Annotated in this window: 18 protein-coding genes and 1 pseudogene; 11 read left to right on the forward strand and 8 right to left on the reverse strand. The window is 61.8% G+C overall.

Features of this window, described 5'->3' with window-relative positions:
• Positions 1 to 10: 10 nt before the first annotated feature.
• Positions 11 to 828, reverse strand: a protein-coding gene (locus tag AC3FOF_RS37730) for an IS5 family transposase (protein ID WP_488728592.1) whose coding sequence is annotated in 2 segments (ribosomal slippage) — positions 11 to 480 and positions 480 to 828 — 819 coding nt in all. Because the reading frame shifts where the segments join, the coding sequence is not laid out codon by codon here.
• A 373-nt stretch (positions 829 to 1,201) separates the two neighbouring features.
• Here AC3FOF_RS37730 and AC3FOF_RS37735 point away from each other — a divergent pair.
• The 3 genes from AC3FOF_RS37735 (at position 1,202) to AC3FOF_RS37745 (ending at position 4,376) form a co-directional block, all read left to right on the forward strand.
• A complete protein-coding gene (locus AC3FOF_RS37735) occupies positions 1,202 to 2,359 on the forward strand; it encodes an alpha/beta hydrolase (protein ID WP_488729514.1) in 1,158 nt (385 codons plus the stop codon).
• Between the two features lie 77 nt (positions 2,360 to 2,436).
• The gene (locus AC3FOF_RS37740) at positions 2,437 to 3,396 is read left to right on the forward strand and encodes a Bug family tripartite tricarboxylate transporter substrate binding protein (RefSeq protein WP_488729515.1); all 960 of its coding nucleotides are present in this window, start codon (positions 2,437 to 2,439) and stop codon (positions 3,394 to 3,396) included.
• Positions 3,397 to 3,476: 80 nt separating this feature from the next.
• Complete coding sequence (locus tag AC3FOF_RS37745; protein WP_488729516.1) at positions 3,477 to 4,376, forward strand: SMP-30/gluconolactonase/LRE family protein; 900 nt, start codon at positions 3,477 to 3,479, stop codon at positions 4,374 to 4,376.
• Positions 4,377 to 4,403: 27 nt separating this feature from the next.
• On the opposite strand, the gene AC3FOF_RS37750 is transcribed toward AC3FOF_RS37745, so the two are convergent.
• The 3 genes from AC3FOF_RS37750 to AC3FOF_RS37760 all read right to left on the reverse strand — a co-directional run bounded on the left by AC3FOF_RS37750 (position 4,404) and on the right by AC3FOF_RS37760 (position 5,864).
• Positions 4,404 to 4,643 carry a hypothetical protein gene (locus AC3FOF_RS37750; RefSeq protein ID WP_488729517.1) on the reverse strand — a complete coding sequence of 80 codons (240 nt, stop codon included), beginning with the start codon at positions 4,641 to 4,643 and terminating at the stop codon, positions 4,404 to 4,406.
• Positions 4,644 to 4,657: 14 nt separating this feature from the next.
• The gene (locus AC3FOF_RS37755) at positions 4,658 to 4,852 is read right to left on the reverse strand and encodes a hypothetical protein (RefSeq protein WP_488729518.1); all 195 of its coding nucleotides are present in this window, start codon (positions 4,850 to 4,852) and stop codon (positions 4,658 to 4,660) included.
• 118 nt (positions 4,853 to 4,970) lie between these two features.
• Complete coding sequence (locus AC3FOF_RS37760) at positions 4,971 to 5,864, reverse strand: LysR substrate-binding domain-containing protein (protein WP_488729519.1); 894 nt, start codon at positions 5,862 to 5,864, stop codon at positions 4,971 to 4,973.
• A 170-nt stretch (positions 5,865 to 6,034) separates the two neighbouring features.
• Here AC3FOF_RS37760 and AC3FOF_RS37765 point away from each other — a divergent pair, with 170 nt between their 5' ends.
• The 6 genes from AC3FOF_RS37765 (at position 6,035) to AC3FOF_RS37790 (ending at position 11,741) form a co-directional block, all read left to right on the forward strand.
• Positions 6,035 to 6,886 (forward strand): ABC transporter permease, encoded by an 852-nt coding sequence (locus AC3FOF_RS37765; protein ID WP_488729520.1) that lies wholly within the window; start codon positions 6,035 to 6,037, stop codon positions 6,884 to 6,886.
• 8 nt (positions 6,887 to 6,894) lie between these two features.
• On the forward strand, positions 6,895 to 7,932 hold the full coding sequence (locus AC3FOF_RS37770) for an ABC transporter ATP-binding protein (RefSeq protein ID WP_488729521.1): 1,038 nt from the start codon (positions 6,895 to 6,897) through the stop codon (positions 7,930 to 7,932).
• Positions 7,933 to 7,968: 36 nt separating this feature from the next.
• A complete protein-coding gene (locus AC3FOF_RS37775) occupies positions 7,969 to 9,075 on the forward strand; it encodes an extracellular solute-binding protein (protein ID WP_488729522.1) in 1,107 nt (368 codons plus the stop codon).
• Positions 9,076 to 9,084: 9 nt separating this feature from the next.
• Positions 9,085 to 9,909 carry an ABC transporter permease gene (locus AC3FOF_RS37780; RefSeq protein ID WP_488729523.1) on the forward strand — a complete coding sequence of 275 codons (825 nt, stop codon included), beginning with the start codon at positions 9,085 to 9,087 and terminating at the stop codon, positions 9,907 to 9,909.
• 40 nt (positions 9,910 to 9,949) lie between these two features.
• A complete protein-coding gene (locus AC3FOF_RS37785; protein ID WP_488729567.1) occupies positions 9,950 to 10,495 on the forward strand; it encodes an SLOG cluster 4 domain-containing protein in 546 nt (181 codons plus the stop codon).
• A 196-nt stretch (positions 10,496 to 10,691) separates the two neighbouring features.
• Positions 10,692 to 11,741 (forward strand): porin, encoded by a 1,050-nt coding sequence (locus AC3FOF_RS37790; RefSeq protein WP_488729524.1) that lies wholly within the window; start codon positions 10,692 to 10,694, stop codon positions 11,739 to 11,741.
• A gap of 246 nt (positions 11,742 to 11,987) precedes the next feature.
• On the opposite strand, the gene AC3FOF_RS37795 is transcribed toward AC3FOF_RS37790, so the two are convergent.
• The 4 genes and pseudogenes from AC3FOF_RS37795 to AC3FOF_RS37810 all read right to left on the reverse strand — a co-directional run.
• Positions 11,988 to 12,611 (reverse strand): hypothetical protein, encoded by a 624-nt coding sequence (locus AC3FOF_RS37795; protein WP_488729525.1) that lies wholly within the window; start codon positions 12,609 to 12,611, stop codon positions 11,988 to 11,990.
• A gap of 42 nt (positions 12,612 to 12,653) precedes the next feature.
• On the reverse strand, positions 12,654 to 13,784 hold the full coding sequence (locus tag AC3FOF_RS37800) for an integrase domain-containing protein (protein ID WP_488729526.1): 1,131 nt from the start codon (positions 13,782 to 13,784) through the stop codon (positions 12,654 to 12,656).
• 15 nt (positions 13,785 to 13,799) lie between these two features.
• Positions 13,800 to 14,075: a hypothetical protein gene (locus AC3FOF_RS37805; RefSeq protein ID WP_488729527.1), complete on the reverse strand. Its 276-nt coding sequence runs from the start codon at positions 14,073 to 14,075 to the stop codon at positions 13,800 to 13,802.
• Between the two features lie 263 nt (positions 14,076 to 14,338).
• Positions 14,339 to 14,971 (reverse strand): annotated as a pseudogene (locus AC3FOF_RS37810) (BRO-N domain-containing protein); the annotation flags it as partial.
• Between the two features lie 296 nt (positions 14,972 to 15,267).
• Between AC3FOF_RS37810 and AC3FOF_RS37815 the strand changes: the two are divergent.
• Together AC3FOF_RS37815 and AC3FOF_RS37820 are read left to right on the forward strand one after the other, a co-directional pair.
• A complete protein-coding gene (locus AC3FOF_RS37815; RefSeq protein WP_488729528.1) occupies positions 15,268 to 15,510 on the forward strand; it encodes a hypothetical protein in 243 nt (80 codons plus the stop codon).
• 98 nt (positions 15,511 to 15,608) lie between these two features.
• Positions 15,609 to 16,574 carry a ParM/StbA family protein gene (locus AC3FOF_RS37820; RefSeq protein WP_488729568.1) on the forward strand — a complete coding sequence of 322 codons (966 nt, stop codon included), beginning with the start codon at positions 15,609 to 15,611 and terminating at the stop codon, positions 16,572 to 16,574.
• Positions 16,575 to 16,646: the final 72 nt, after the last annotated feature.

The following is a 16,646-nucleotide window of genomic DNA, read 5'->3' on the forward strand; positions in this document are numbered from 1 at the left end:
AGAACTCATTTCAAAATGAACTCTCTTCACGCTGAAGGGTGCGCCAGCAAATAAGGCAACAGGCCAGCTTGAGAAGAGCTTCGTGAATGTCTGCGCGACGCTCGAAGCGGGTGCGCAGACGACGGAATGCGTGCAACCAGGCATGAGTACGCTCGACGACCCAGCGGATCTTGCCGAGTCCACTACCGTGGGGCTGACCACGCCGGGCGATCGAAGTCGGGATGCCGGCAGCATGAAGCGGTCGACGATACTTGTCGTGGTCGTATGCGCGGTCTGCGTAGATCCGACCTGGCTTGCGCAAGGGACGGCCTCGACATCCCCGGATCGCAGGAATCGCTTCGATCAGAGGCAAAAGCTGGGTGATATCGTTACGGTTCGCGCCGGTCAGGATGACCGCAATCGGCGTGCCGTTGGCGTCGGTAGCGACGTGGTGCTTGGAACCGGGTCGCGCGCGGTCGGTGGGGTTCGGTCCTGTTTTTGGCCCGCCCCAACCGCCCGAACTGAAGAGGAGTCGATGATGACGCGCGAGAAATCGATGCGGTCCGCTGCACGCAACTTTGCCAGCAAGATCTCGTGCAGGCGATCCCATACCCCCGCGCTTTGCCAGTCGCGCAGCCGCCGCCAGCAACTGACCCCGGAGCCGCAGCCCATTTCGATGGGTAGTTCGTTCCAGCGAATGCCGCTTCTCAGCACAAACAGGATGCCGGTCAATGCGGCCCGGTCCGACACCGGCATACGACCCGGATACCGGAATCGCCGCGGCTTGGCTGGCGGCAGAAGCGGTTCGATCAATGCCCACAATTCGTCGTCGATGATCGGCTTGCCCATCCTCTCTATCCTGTTGTCACAACGGACGAGGTTAACAGCTTCGCCTTGCGGTTAACAGTACCCAGCTGGTCTTTTTGAAACAGGTTCTTAGTACCCCAAGACCAGAATCTGCCGTCCAGAGCTGAGCCCGGCACAATGCGAACGAAGTCCTGGCGACTCTCAGGGCATGCTGAGGGTCGGCCGGGATTCGCAAAGATCTTAAGCTTCAGATACTTGCGATTTGCGGCCAACCCTTGGCTACGCGCTGCTTCTTCACATATTACTCCGCGATTCCGTAGTATAGAACGTCGTTCCGGGTTTACATTGATTGTTGGGCGATCCGCTATAGCTTAGATTCGACCGTAGCCGCCCTTAACAATACGATGGAGACCTCATGGTGACGCTATTCTCGCGCTTCCGACGCGCGACGGTATCTGCGTTTGTACTGCTTTCGACGTTGTTCGGCTTCTGCCATGGTCAGGCCAATGCGAGTCGATCCCAGCCTTCAGTATTGGCTACCCAGCCGGTAATTCGCAGCTATTTCTATATGGGTGGCGGGTATACCGGGGAGGCTGGCAAGGAGGTCATGCAGGGCCAGATGTATGTGGAACAGTTGACGCCTGCGCGCATCACTCAGAAGTACCCTCTGGTGATGTTCCACGGTGCGGCGCAGACAGGTACCAATTGGCTGCAGACGCCAGATGGCCGGCCTGGATGGGCCGACTATTTCCTATCGCAGGGGTATGTCGTCTACTTGGTAGACCAGCCGGCGCGAGGACGCTCCGCCTGGCATCCAGGCCTGGATGGAGCGCTAGCCAACTTCCCGGTGCCGGCGATCGAGAAACTCTTCACCGCCAGCGCTACGCTAGGGAACTGGCCGCAGGCCAAACAACATACGCAATGGCCAGGATCCGGCAGGCGCGGCGATCCGGTCTTTGACGCCTTCTACGCGACCCAGGTGGAATATCTGGCGAGCAATGCAGAGACGCAGCGGCGTGTACAGGCCGCAGGGGCAGCGTTGCTTGACCGCATCGGGCCCGCGATCTTGCTCACCCATTCGCAGGCTGGAGCCTTTGGCTGGCTAATTGCCGACGCGCGACCGCAAGCGGTCAGAGGCATTGTCGCAGTCGAACCACTCGGTCCGCCAGCACAGAACGCGGTATCCAACGAGCAGAAGGCTCGCCCGTGGGGACCAACCGATATCCCTCTGAACTACGACCCACCAGTCGGACTGGCAGGCAACCTTGCACTAGAGCAGGAAGAGCAGCCAGACTCGCCAAACTTGGCAAGGTGCTTTCGCCAGCGTGAGCCTGCACGACAACTACCCAACTTGGCCGGCATCCCGATCCTGATCGCCGTGGGCGAAGCGTCCTATCACGCGGTCTATGATCATTGCACCGCGAAATACCTGACGCAAGCCGGCGCGACAATTACGTTCTGGCGCCTGGAAAATCTCGGCATCAAAGGTAACGGCCACATGATGATGCTGGAGAAGAACAATCTAGATATCGCTAGTTGGTTGCAGCAGTGGATGCAAGCCAACGTCCGTTGATCGCCATTTTTCCGGGCTCATTGCCTCAAAAAAGCTGTAAACAGAAACGGGCGCCGAAATAACAGAAGGAGATAGTCATGTTTCAGAAGCTTTGCCTAGTCATCGCCCTGGCGAGCACCAGCCTCCCGGCCCTTGCAGAGGATTGGCCCGAAAAGCCAGTGCGCATCGTGGTACCGTACACGGCCGGCGGTACCACTGATTTCGTTGCCCGCCAAGTGGCGCAGAAGCTTACTGAGAGCATGGGCAAGTCCTTTTTCGTGGAGAACAAGCCCGGTGCCAGCGGCACCATCGGCACGCTGCAGGTGGCGCGTTCCGCGCCCGATGGCTATACGCTGCTGGCCAACGACACCACCTACACCATGCTGCCGTCGCTGTTCAAGACGCTGCCCTGGGACTACAACAGCGATCTGGTACCTGTCACCACGATTGCACAGACGCCGGTGATCCTGATCGTGCCAACGGGTTCCCGCTTCAAAACCCTGCAGGAGCTGATCACATTTGCCCGCCAGAATCCGGGCAAGCTCAATTTCGGCTCCGGCGGCGCTGGCAGCTCGACGCACCTGTCCGCCGAGGTGTTCAAGAAAGACGCTGGAGTCACGCTCACCCATATCCCGTACAAGGGCGCCGGCGATGCGCTGATGGGCCTGATCGGCAATAACGTGGATATCCTGATCACGGCCACGCCGACCGCGGTGCCGCAGATCAAGGGCGGCAAGGCCCGCGCGCTGGCGGTCACCGGGGGCGCGCGCGTGCCTGCGCTACCGGATGTGCCGACCTTTGCCGAAGCCGGACTGAAGGGCTACAAGGTCGTCAACTGGTTCGGGCTGGCCGCGCCCAGGGGCACGCCACCGGCGCTGGTGACAAAGTTACAGGTGGAAGTGCAGAAGAGCGTGAACAGTCCCGAGGTAAAGGAACGATTGACCAGCATGGGCGCGCAGCCGGGCGGGATTGCCCCGGCGGATTTCGCCCGGCGCATCAAGGACGACACCGCGCTGTGGAGCCAGGTGGCAAAATCCGCCGATGTGAAAGCGGAGTAGGCCGAATGCTGGCATGGGCCGGGGCAGCCACCGCTACCTCCAGCACCTCCAGCGCGTCTCAGAGAGAAAAAGGAACGACCATGTACTTCAGAACGGTGCCCCGGGAGGTTCCCCTGCAGGTTTTCTCGGCCATGCCCATGCATTTCCGCAAGACCGGCGTACATTCCGAATGGGCCGACGCCAACAAGGGCGGGGCCTGTATCGACAGCTTCCTGGAGGGGCCAGTGTTCGACGCCGCCGGCAACCTCTATGTGACCGACATCCCATTCGGCCGTATCTTTCGCATTTCACCGGCCGGGGCGTGGTCGCTAGTCGCTGAGTACAACGGCGAGCCCAACGGTATGAAGTTCCTCGGCGAGCGCGAGCTGGTGGTGGCCGACTACCGCAACGGGCTATTGCGCGTGCAGGTGGATACGGGGGAAGTGAGCACCCTGCTGGGCCGCCGCAATGCCGAGCAGTTCAAGGGCGTAAACGACCTGGTGATCGCCCGCAACGGCGACCTGTATTTTACCGACCAGGGCCAGACCGGCCTGCACGATCCCACCGGCCGCGTCTACCGGCTGCGCGCTGGCGGGCGGCTCGATCTGCTGCTTGGCAATGTGCCGAGTCCCAACGGGCTGGCGCTGTCCTGCGACGAAAAAGTGCTGTTCGTGGCCGCCACCCGTGGCAACTGCATCTGGCGCGTGCCATTGCAGGCGGATGGCAGCGTGTCCAAGGTGGGGCAGTTCTTCACCTTCTATGGCACCAGTGGCCCCGACGGCATGGCCATCGATGGCCGCGACCGCCTGTTCGTTGCCCACGCCAGCCTGGGTTGCGTGTGGGTGCTCGGCAAGCGCGGCGAGCCGGAAGCCATCCTGGCCAGCCCGGCGGGCGCTACCACGACCAATCTGGCATTCCAGGGGCGCAAATTGTTCGTCACCGAATCGGAGACCGGCACGATCCTGTTCGCGGACCTGGACGAGGCGGGACTCGACGCCTGACCCGGCAGGGCTCCGCCTTCGCGCTAGCTAGAGCGAATCTTGAGAGATACCGCCACCGGCCGCATCCCGCACCGCGCGAGCATTCCCCGGATCCAGCAGGAGCGTTGCCTCAGGCGCACGCGCGAGCTGCTGTTCAGCAAGACGCTGCGGCCCCGAGAAGCGCTCCCCGGCAATCCAGGCATCGACGTCATCGCGGATCCCATTGGCGTCCGCGTCCAGCCCGCGTATGTCTGCGGCTGCGGCGCCGGCGGCGAGAGGGACAGCCATGGCGGCCGCGGCTACTATAGCTTGCCAAGCTTGCATTGATAGCTTCCAGCGGCCATGTCTTTCGTTCGGACCTCCGCTGCGGCCTTCTTCTCCTGCCCACGCGTTTCAATGCCGTGCAGACTATTCTCGATAACCGGCTTCCGCTGCTTAGACGCGTGCCGGCCGAGGTAGGCACTGCGCTTGGTCTCCTCAGGCATGACCACGATCATGGTCCGCACTTGCCGGCCAATCAGTTCCGCAGACAAATCTAACGAACATTGCCACTGCAAACTAGCCGGTAATCGTAAGTTCCCCGCATCCCCACATGACCGCACCGGCACACGATGGTCAGCACTCGGTCGCCTGAGACAGCAGCCAATCGCGAAAGCGTTTCAAGTGGGGCCGCGTTTCGATACGTTCAGGGAAATAGCAGAGATAGTGCCCATGTTCCACATCAATGGGCGCCGCCAGTGGTTCGATCAGCGATCCGGCCGCCAGGTTGTCGCCTACCAGCAATGCGGGGATAAGCGCTAGCCCGAGGCCCGCCTGCGCTGCCTGGATCAAGACCGAATATTGCTCGAAGCGAGGTCCCGCTAGCGCGCACATGTTCCGCACGCCATAGTGCTCGGCCCACTCGCGCCAGACGTCCTCCGCCTGCCCATGCAGGAGGCGGGGCAGGCGCGCCGCATCCTGTGGGTGGCGCAGGAGATGCCGGTCCCGAAAGTCCGGCGCGCACACTACCACGAAGGTGCGCCCGCCGATGTAGTCGCTGACCACTCCCTCCCAGTTGCCGTTTCCGTAGCGGATCGCCGCGTCCAGATCCAGCGGGAAGGGATCGCCGTGGGCAAGGTGGCGACAAAAGCTGATGGTGACGCCAGGCGTGGTAGAGAGAAAGCCCGGCAGGCGGGGAATCAAGCACTTCGTGGTGAAGGTCGGTACGCTGGCGATCGTCAGCAGATCGCTCTCCACCCGGGACGCGAATAGTTCGAGTGACGCGCCGCCGATATCGCGCATCGGCTCGGCGATGCGCGCGAGGTACAGATTGCCGGACCGCGTGAGCGCGAGATGGCGGCCATCGCGAACGAAAAGCTGAACGCCCAGGTAGGTCTCAAGATTAGCCATCTGTCGGCTGACTGCACTGGGTGTGAGGCCCAGTTCACGTGCCGCCCGTGAAAAGCTCAGGTGCTTTGCCGAACTCGTGAAGGCAAGCAATTCGATCATGCTGGGATACAGGTGTTTCATCTGTGTCTTCTGTCGGGCTGTTCCAAATGCGCATAGATGCGTGCGCCTTTTGTACGTCCTCTTCATGACCACGTCATGTCGTATTGGAACAATGCGTCAACTTCCAAGTCCCGTGCCGCAGTCGATCAGGCGCCATGCCTGTTGCGGTCTTTCCATAGAAGGAATGCGCCATGCATACTCCCACCGCGCCGGCCATGCGGTCCGACGTTCCGCCTCGGCTCGATCGGGCTGGAAACGTATCCGTGTGGCGCTATTCGCTCATTCTCGTCTTTGCGCTCTTCTCGATTTATCTGTGCTTGCCGATCGCGCTATTGCTGATCGGGGCCTTGGGAGAGATCTGGACCAACACGCTGCTGCCGAGCGGCATCACCGGTCGCTGGTTCATGGAGCTGGCCGGGAACACGAACTTCCGGCAGGCCTTTGGCGTGAGCCTGATCGTTGCGCTGGCCTGCTGCTGCGCCAACGCCGCAGTCGGACTGCCGCTCGCGTACGCGCTGCATCATCGCTCGTTGGCCGGCCGCGGCACGGCAACGCGGCTCATCACGCTGCTGCCGGTAGCGGTTCCCGCGCTAACCCTTGGTTTCGGCTACATCCTCGTATTCAGCAGCGATACGCTGCCCTGGCTCGGATCGCTGCCACTGCTGATTGCCGCGCATGCTGTGCTGACGCTGCCGTATCTGGTGCAGACGCTTCTCAGCGATCTGCGCCATCTCGATCTCGCCCGTCTCGAGGCCTGTGCGGCAACGCTGGGCGCAACGCCGATGAAGCAGTTCTTCACGGTCGTTCTGCCCAATCTCAGGCATAGCCTCTTCTCGGGGCTGGTCATGGTGTCCGCGCTGTCGATCGGCGAGTTCCAGGTCTCCAACCTGATCGCCGGCTTTCGCTACCGCAACTATCCCGTGGTGTTGCTGCAGGCCTTTTACGGTGCCACGGGCATGGCCTGCGCCGCCACCGTCGTGCTGCTCGGACTGGCGATCCTCGCGACGCTGATATCGGTCAATACGGTTCAACGATTGAAATAGAGGGAACCATGAGTCTCGAATTCGCAAACGTGAGCTTTGCATACGCTGGCGCGCAGCGTGGCCTCGACACCGTAACGCTGTCTGTCGCGCAAGGGGAGTTGCTGGCCGTGATGGGTCGAAGCGGCTCCGGCAAGTCGACCCTGCTGCGCCTTACCGCAGGGCTGCTGAATGGCTATCGCGGGCGCATAGCCATCAATGGCAAGGATATGCTGGGCGTGCCGATCTGGCGTCGCGAGGTCGGTATGGTGTTTCAGCAGTACGCCATCTTCCCGCACCTGAGCGTGATAGACAACGTGGCCTACAGCCTGCGCATGCGCGGCGTCGGCTATGCTGCGCGCCGTGCGCGCGCGCTCGAGATGCTGGAGCGCGTCGGTCTGGCCGAGCATGCCGAAAGGCATCCCGCCTCGCTGTCTGGCGGGCAGCAACAGCGCGTGGCGCTGGCCCGCGCGCTCGTGTTCGCACCACAGGTCTTGCTGCTCGACGAACCGCTTGCCGCGCTCGACGCAGGCATCCGCCAGCAACTGCGCGACCAGATCCGCACATTGCAGCGGGCCTGCAATGCCACCACGCTGTTAGTCACCCACGATCAGGACGAGGCCTTGAGTATCGCTGACCGCGTGGCGGTGGTCGATGACGGCCGCGTCTTGCAAGTGGACACGCCGCAGCGCCTGTACGAGCGGCCGGCTTCGGCACAGGTGGCGCGCTTCGTCGGGCATTCCAGCGTGATGCCGGGGCGCGTCGTCGCGTCGGGCTCCGTGGATATCTCCTTTGCTGTGCTGTTTGCCGAGACCGGCGCTTTTCGTTCGGGGGACGAGGTTGACGTGCTGGTCCGCCCCGAGCATGTGCAACCGGATCCCCCCGAAGGCACGCTGAACCGCTTGAGCGGCGATCGGGGCGATGTGCGCTACTTTGGCGCGACGTGCCGCTATGACTTCCTTCCCCATGGCGCGTCGCAGCCGTTGCTGTGCGAAGGGCGACAGCTTGCCACGCATCGCATCGCCATCGCGCCCGAGCATTTGCGCGTGCTGCCGGCATCGCGCGTATGACCCCCAATAACTCACCTTGTTTTCTGGAGTATCACAATGCTTACCGTTGAAAATCACCGCCCCCCGTCGCGAATCCTCAAGGCTGTTGGACTTGTTTGCGCGCTGGCGACGCTAATCGCCGCGCCGGCTGCCCACGCCGCCCCCGCGGAGGCGCTCTATCCGGGCGAGGAGGCGCTCTACGCGAAGGCCGCCGATGAAGGGCTGGTCGTATCCTTCGATACCGGGCCCGAGTGGGCCAACTGGAAGTCTCTCTTCGCCGAGTTCAAGAAGCGCTATCCGAAGGTCGAGCTGACCTACAACGACATCGGCTCAGCGGCCACCGTGGTGGCGCTCGACAAGGCCCGCCGCCGTCCGCAGGCCGACACCGCGTACTACTTTGCGGCCTCCGCGCTCGACGCCGTAAACAAGGATGTCGTTGCGCCATTCAAGCCGCAAAATTTCGACAAGCTGCCGCCGGTATTCCGCGAGCAGGACGGCCGCTGGTTCACGGTGCATTCCTTGAACATCGCCTTCCTGGTCAACAAGAAACTGGTGAAGGAAGTGCCGCGCGGTTGGGCCGATCTGCTCAAGCCGGAGTATCGCAATGCGGTGGTTTATCTGGATCCGCGCTCGACCGGGCAGGGGCAGGTTGCGGTTTTCGCTGCGGCCTATGCCTTCGGCGGCAATGTCGATAACCCGACGCCCGGCGCTGAATTCTTCGGCAAGCTCCGCGAGGCGGGCAACGTGATGCGCATCGAGGGAACCACGCCCTATGCGAAGTTCGTCAAGGGTGAGATCCCGATCCTGATCGGCTACGAGAATGACGGCCTCAAGGCCAAGCATACCGACGGCATGGGCGATGCCGTCGAAGTGGTGATTCCCAAGGAAGCGAGCGTCTCGGCGCCGTATGCGATCAGCCTGGTAAAGAGCGGGCCTAACCCGAATGCGGCCAAGCTCTGGTTGAATCTGATTATGAGCCATGTCGGCCAGACCTTGTTCGCGCAGGGCTATGTCCGTCCAGCCGTACCCGGTGTACCGCTGCCTGCCGATATCCGGGCGAAGATGCCCGATGCACCGCAAGTGCATCCGCTCGACGTGGTGAAGGCCGCGGCGAAGAAGGCCGAGGTGGATCGCTTGTGGGCACAGGCGGCCCTCGCCAAGTAAGGTGAAGCGATGCATGCTTCTTCCATGAACTGCGGCCTCATACGCCGCTTTGGCGCGGTCCCGGCCGCCTTGCTGCTGGCGTTCTTCTTCCTCCTGCCGCTCGCCGCGCTGGTGGCGTCGAGCGGCGAGGGCGGCGGCGTCGGCCTCATGGCGCTGGCGCAGGACCCGCTCGTCGCCAGTGCGTTCGGCAACTCGCTGCTGCTGGCGCTGGCAGCGGGCACCGTATCGATCGCGGTGGGCTTGCCGCTGGCAGCGATGCTGGCGGGGCAGCCGGCCGCGCGGCGCCGCTGGCTTCTGGCATTGCTTGGCGTGCCGCTGGCCTTCTCCGGGCTGGTGATCGCCTATGGCTTCATCCTCGCCTTTGGACGCGCCGGCTTCGTGACGAACGTACTGGCGCTCGCAGGTGCTGATCCAGCCGCGGTCGGTACACTGATCTATACCACCGCAGGGCTGGTAGCGGCCTATGCCTACTACCTGATTCCGCGCGTCGCGCTCATGCTGTACCCGGCGATTGCCAATCTGGACCGGCGCCCGATCGAAGCCGCGCTCACCCTCGGCGCGTCGCCGCAACGCGCCTTGATCGATATCGCGCTGCGGGAGCTTTGGCCATCGATCGCCGCTGCCTGGTGCCTCGTTACCGCCATTGCGCTCGGCACCTATGGCACCGCGCTCGCGCTCGCTGGAACGCAAATCAATATTCTGCCGTTGCTGATCTATCTGAAGCTCTCCGACGGACAGACCGACTTCCCGCAGGCCGCCGCCCTGTCCCTGCTGCTGACAGCGTTGTGCACCTGCGTGCTTGCACTTGGAGAATGCCTTGTCCGCCGACGCTAGTACCGGATTGTCCGGCGCTGCCCTCCTGGCGCTGGAGTGCATGGCCAACCGGCAGACCGGGCCGGCGCGGCACACCATGCCGGTTGGCGTGATCGGGCCGCGCGAGGCCACGGTGCAGCAGCTCAATGCTGCGCGAGTCCTCGGCTACGCGCTGGCCAGGAGTGGCATACCGCTGCTCTGTGGCGGCAAGGGCGGGGTGATGGAGGCCGCTGCCCGCGGCTGTGTGGAAGCAGGGGGCATCGCCATCGGATTGCTGCCGGAGGACGACGCCACGGCCGCCAATGCGTTCCTCACCGTAGCCTTGCCGACAGGCATGGGTATCACGCGCAACGCCTTGATCGCGCGTGCATCCCTGTGTCTGGTCGCGGTGGGGGGCGGGCTCGGCACCCTGTCCGAGATGGCCCTGGGCCTGCAGTGGGGCAAGCGGGTCTTCACCATGCTCGATGCGCCGCAGGTACGCGGCGCGGAGCGATTCGACGATATCGACTCCCTGCTTGTCTGCCTTGCAGACTGCCTCGCGTCGGCATCTTTGGCGGAACCGTCCAGGAGGGATTCCGGCACCTGTCGAAACGTTGCAATCGGCTGACTCGGCTGACCTTACGCGAGGGAAATGCGTAGTCCGCCTGATTCCAGGCACTTGGTAGTTTTCTTTTGAACCGGCGAGTCAGGTTCAAGAAAAATCGGTGTGTTTATCAGAGCAGGGAAATGGAATTTCCATTACCCATGGCCAGACTCACGCCTTTTATTTGTGTTTTCGCATATTTTTGAGATGGAGGAAAATCTTGAACTACAAATTAACGGCACTACTTGTAACGGGTAGCGTGATTGCAATGCCGACAATGGCACAATCCAATCTCACGCTGTACGGGCTTCTCGATAATACGATTCGCTATACCACCAACGAGAATGCCACTGGCGACGGTAAGCTGCAGATGGGCGATGGCGTGCTGACGGGCAGTCGCTGGGGCATTCACGGCAGCGAAACCATCGGCAGCGGGACCAAGGCCCTCTTTGTCCTCGAATCCGGATTTGCACCGGATACCGGGGTGAGCCAGCAAGGCGGTCGGCTGTTCGGCCGCAAGGCCTACATCGGATTGCAGGGCGACTTCGGCGCCGTCACCCTGGGTCGACAGTTCACGGTCATCCACGAGGTCATGGCCAGCTACGACGCCATGGCGCTGGCCAGTCTCGCTATTGTAGGCTTCCAGGGCGGTCCGTATACCGGTGGAGTGCGCCAGGACAATATGCTCAAGTATACGGGTACTTTTGGCAGCCTAAGCGTGGCCGCACAGCATGCCTTCGGCGAAGTTGCCGGCAGCATCGCCAAATCGTCTTCCGACGGCGCCAGCCTGAGCTACGCAGCGGGCCCCTTCATGATCGCCGGTGGCTACCAGGTCATGCGGGATATCACCTCCTACTATGGCGTGGCGGTGCCGAACAGCAACCAGAAGGTTTGGACCGTCGGTGGCGCTTACAGCGCTGGCCCCGCCACGCTCTACCTCGGCTACACTAATAGCAAGGTCGGCGCCGCGGACTATCGCAACAACGCGATCTATACGGGCATCAAGTATGCCTTTACGCCTGCCTGGTCGCTCATCGCAATGGGCACGTACGACCGCCTCAAGCATGGCACAGATGCGGGCAACCGCTTCACTGGTGCCCTAATGCTCGACTACACGTTGAGCAAGCGTACCGACGTATATCTGGAAGCCGACTACACCACACTCTCTGACGCGTGGCGCACGTTGGGTGGGCAGACAAATTTCGCCACCCCAATGTACGGCCACGGCAGCCGCCTTGGCGTCACCGCAGGCTTACGGCATAAGTTCTGACCGCCCTACCCGCCGAAGCTCCTTTAGAACGTCGGCGGTCCCTGCCTCTTCCCGGGGAGGTGCTCACGAAGCACCGACTCGACGTGGGCTGCCCGTTCTGGCCAGATCGCATGGACTAGATGCGAGATGACGGCACCAAGGGTCGCCGCGACAGAAAGCGGGACCAAGGTCGTCACCGCCGGCATGAATTGCGTTCTCGGCATATCAAGGTCCCCGCGTTGAGGTAGCGCGATCGCTTGTTACAGATCAATGGGCTAGCAGCTGCGAAATTGGCAAGCCAGAGGACCAATCAATCTTGCGCAGGTAGTCCGGCTTCTGGCAGGCCTCCGCCAGTCGCTCTATCCCTGCCTCCTCGAGCCAACGGCCGAGCGCCTTCCCAAGCTCGCCGAACGGCAGTGGATCGCCCGGTTCGTCGATACCGATCAGACAGAAGACCTGTCCCGTATCGTCGTTTTCCGCCCCGTCGAGCCCATCGTTAAAAAGGCTCTGATCAACCGACGTCACGAGTTCATCGCTGATCAGGTCGCTCAGATAGATCCCGACCGTCTCCCCCTCTTTCCTCAAGTGAGGCAACTCCAGATAGGGGTCGGCTTTGAGATAGCCAAGGATCGCCACGGTGTGCCCGTCACAGTCACGATAATGATCGACCGCCAGCATGCCCCACTGAGTCCGCAGCGCGCGCCGCGGGCGAAGCGCATCGTCCAATTGCCCAAAGTCGTCGCCGCCTTCACGGGCTGCCTCGGCCCTGGCAACGCCAATGACATATTCCGGCAAGGACGCCAGCGGCCAGCTCTCCAACGCCTCAACGCCGATACCTTTTGCCAGGATTTCGGCAAGCTCCCCATCCGTGTATTCGCGGTTCTCGTGCATGTCCTTCTCCAGGTTGGTCGGCGACGATCAGTCGCCATGAGGTTATTGATGGCTCGGTGACTTCGCCAGGATGCGGTACAGCGCCTGCCGTGAGATCCCCAGCCTGGCCGCTGCCGCCTTCTTCTCCTGACCGCAGCTATCGAACGCAGCCCTGACCGCATCGCGTGACGGCGGCTGCCGGCGCGCCGGCGTATGCTTGCCCAGGTAAGCGTTACTCTTGGATTCCCTGGAATGGCCCGCGGCCTCGACAACCCGCCGCATCCCCTCACGGTGCATGGCGTCCGAGGGCTTCGTTCCCCCCTGGATCGCCGAACGTTCCCCGGTCACCCGGTGGTACAGGCCATTGAGGTACTGGTGCCGCAATCCGTGCGAGGTGATCTGCAGCTCGCGCTTTGTCACCCTATGGACTCTCAAGACATAGTCATAGTGATTGCGCCATTGGTCCAGGCTGTACTCGATTGGAATCGTCGTCCCGCCTATGCTATTGGCAAGCCGACATGCGTCAACGAGCAGCTTGTACTGTGCTTCGAACTCAATCTGCACCTCGCGGGGCCGATTTGCCTTCGTTCCGTCGTCCACGCGCAGTTTCCCGCGCGTTGTCAGTCGATGCGGCTTGAGCAGGAAGGACTCCTTCTTCCGAAGACCGAAGGCAGCCTGAAGCCTCAGCTGCATTGCGACATGCCGGTCGGATTGCTCGATCTTCCGCAGCAGGCCATCCACGTCCACCTCACTCGCATCCCACGTCTTTTCAACTTCGGCGAAGTCGGTGCGCCGGTAGTCATCAGGACGTTCGACATAGTCGTCAAGCTTGCCGACCAGGTTGTGCTTGCCCATCCAGGCGGCAATCGTGCGCAGGTACGTCAGCTTGTTCTCCACCGTCCCTGGGGCCTGCTTCAGCTCCAGCACCCACTTGCGCACAAGGTGCTCGATGTGCTTCAGCTTGAGGTTCCAGGGGCTGGTTAAGCGATAGCCGTCTTCCCGTAATTCGCGGAATGCCGCTAGCAGATTGACGACACGCCGATACTGGGTCTCGAACGAGACCGGCTTGTCGCTCAACCGGGCGGGGCTGCGGATCTTCTTGAGGTGCTGGCCGGCGAGCAGCTTGAAGGCGTCGATGAAGGACGGCGGCAGGCCGGATCGCTCGGCGATCGCGGCGTAGTCGATTGTGATCACACTGGTATTCCAAGGTCAGGGGTCGACGGGCGGATCCGCGCGTCCGCTGCGGCGGCACACCGCAATCCTCCCATCGTGCAGCTCAAAGAACAGCGCGGCCAGAAGCCCAACCAACAGCAATGCGATCGCTGCTAGCTTTTCGGCAAGCTCGGGCCAAAGCAATATGACCGCCAGGATGACGACGGCAAGCACGGTGCAGAGCGCCACCACCGCCTTGATCGTGTTGGTCGGGCTTTCGCCCCTCTTTCCGCTTGCCATAGCAAGTCCTGCGTTTTTGGTGCCGTTAGTCATCCCAGTCGCCGCTCGCCCCACCGCCATCGAACTGCCCACCATGGCCAGTCGGCCCGGGCGCGGTCGTCCAAGGCGGTTCGTGGCCGCCGTCGGTGGTGAAGTCCCTGCCTGCGGTACCGGTGTCCGCATCGTCCCCGCCACGCCGAGCACCGGGCTTACCGGCAACACCTCGCCCGCCCGGGGGCCTGGCGCCGGAGACGCCCGACGCCGGCCGCACGGCCCGCACGGCAGCGATTCGTTCCGCTATCGAGAGAAATCGCATGTCACCGTAGGGAAGAGTACGCCGATGCTTCCAGCGCCGGCACGAGGTCGAACTTCGAAAGAGTCGTCCAAGTGATCACCAGATTCTGAGCTTGCTCAGTTTCGATTCTCAGGACATAGGCAATCTCCGCATACGAGCGTCCTTGCGAATGCAACACGGCCGCGTGGTGCAGGAGCGCGAGCTTTGCGGCGACCATCGCACCTTGGCTTTGGGCCGCTCCCAGCAGCGCTTGGATCTCCATGTCCTTCGCGAGACAGTCGAGCCTGAGACTGCGCACCTCGGCCTGTGCCAACCCGAGGGCATGCGGCATCTTCCCTACGGCCACGTAGGCGTCCTGCAGCAGCTCCTGCGGGAAAGTCAGTGGCGCCACCGGCTGTGCCTCGTTGAGCGTGTAGACACCGCGGGTCCGCAGGGCAGGCAACACCTCACGCGTTACCCAGCGGCGAGAGGCCTTGGCGGCAGGTAGCTTGCTGGCAAAGATCAGGTTGTAGAGGTTTCCTTCGTCAATGAAATTCACCGGTTTGAGACCGGTCGATGTAGACACCTCGCGTTTCACGAGGGATCCGTCTTCCGTGTCGCAATGACTGGCAATTGCGGCGTGAGCATTGGCGTAGCCGAGCACATTGCAGACGTCTAGCGCCGCGAATCATGCCTGGCCATCCTTATCGAGCATGGAACGCACAGTTGCCTCGCCGTACGCGAAGGGTACAACCTCGTCCGCCCGCCGTTGCCTGTCGCCGAACGACTCATAAAGTTGATGAACAGCCATGCGATTTCCTCCAAGGTTAATGGGGCGCATCGCGATCCGCGCCGCCCAATATTTATACAACGAAACTTCGGGTGCGCCGAAACCAAATTCGCTTGCAATTCCAATCCCATTTATGCCATTAGCAAGGATCAGTTCGGAGATAAATACGAACTGCCAGACTCATGCGAAAACAATCAAACATTTGCGTCGAGATGTCGGTCTCTCCCGAGGACGGTCCGCTCTTCTTTCGTCTCCTCGAATTTCCCAAAGGTAAGGGCCGACGAGAGCGGGCGCAGTACGCCAAATCGCTACTCATCCAGGCCTACGCGATCCTGGAGCAGAGGCAAATGCTGGGCGTTCCAATGGCGCAATCGACAGTTGCGCCGGTGGTCGATGACTTTATATTCGACAAGCACATCTTCTAGGAAGAAAAACCATGCTCAATCAGAACTCTCCCCGTTTCGTTCTCGGTCTCGACGTTGGCTACGGCAATCTAAAGGCTGTCTAGGCAGGCGGCGATCTAATCTATCCGGCACGGGTCAAGTGCGAGGGAACGGAAAAGGCGTCTGACCAGTACAAGCTCGATCATTCCGCTACCAGTCTTGATGAAGTGCGCGTTCGAGTGGACGGAACTCACTACCTGGTCGGGCCCGACACGCACCTGCACACGCAGGAGCCGCTTGTCGCGGACGACTACTGTTGCCTGCCACAGTATCGGGCTCAAGTGATCGGCGCCTTGCACTATGTCTTTCGGAGAACGGGGGTGGTACGGCGGACGATCGGAAGCTTGGTATTGGGATTACCGGTTTCGAACTTTGTATTCCGGCGCGCCGCCCTGCGTGAGGCCTACGAGGGAAAGCCGCTTAGTGTGCCAGTTCCAACGGCACTCCAAAGTACCTACGGCAGAGAAGTGGACGTCATGGTCGAGATTGTCGAAGTCGTCCCTCGACCGGTTGGCAGCCTCCTCTCGTGGGCGAAGAGCACCGGCAACTCAAGCCACATCGCCAGTGACCGCTTCAACCTCGTGATCGATCCAGGCGCGCGGACCTTCGACTGGTATTCCGCACGCGGCGCCAAGCCGATCTACGACCAATCCGATGCGCTACCTGGTGGCATGTCCTCGATCATTCTCACCCTGTCCCGCACGATGACGAAGGCGCTCGGGATACACGTCGACTACCCTACTGCTGAATTGGCACTGCAGCGGGATAGCCTCACGCTCACCGGCTTGGGCGAAGTGGATATGCGCCTGTTTCACGCGAAGGCGCGGGAACTCGCTAATGAAGTGGTTGATCAGTTTGCTATGCGGTTAAAGGCAGGCAACTACGACAACGTCGTCCTGACCGGCGGGGCGCTAACGCTCTTCGAAGGGGCGATCCGCAAGCGGTTTGCGACCCATATCATCCGGACCGTGCCGAATGCGCTCATGGCGAACGCCAATGGCTTCTACCTCTGGGGGGCACAAAAATCGACGTCCTCCCCAACCTAGCCGACGCGGTTTTTGCCCACGGCGGGCAAAACCGGCTCTCGCAAGTCACTGATTTTTCTAGTGAAATCATCC

The sequence above is a fragment of the Cupriavidus sp. 96C5-1 genome, assembly GCF_057798855.1.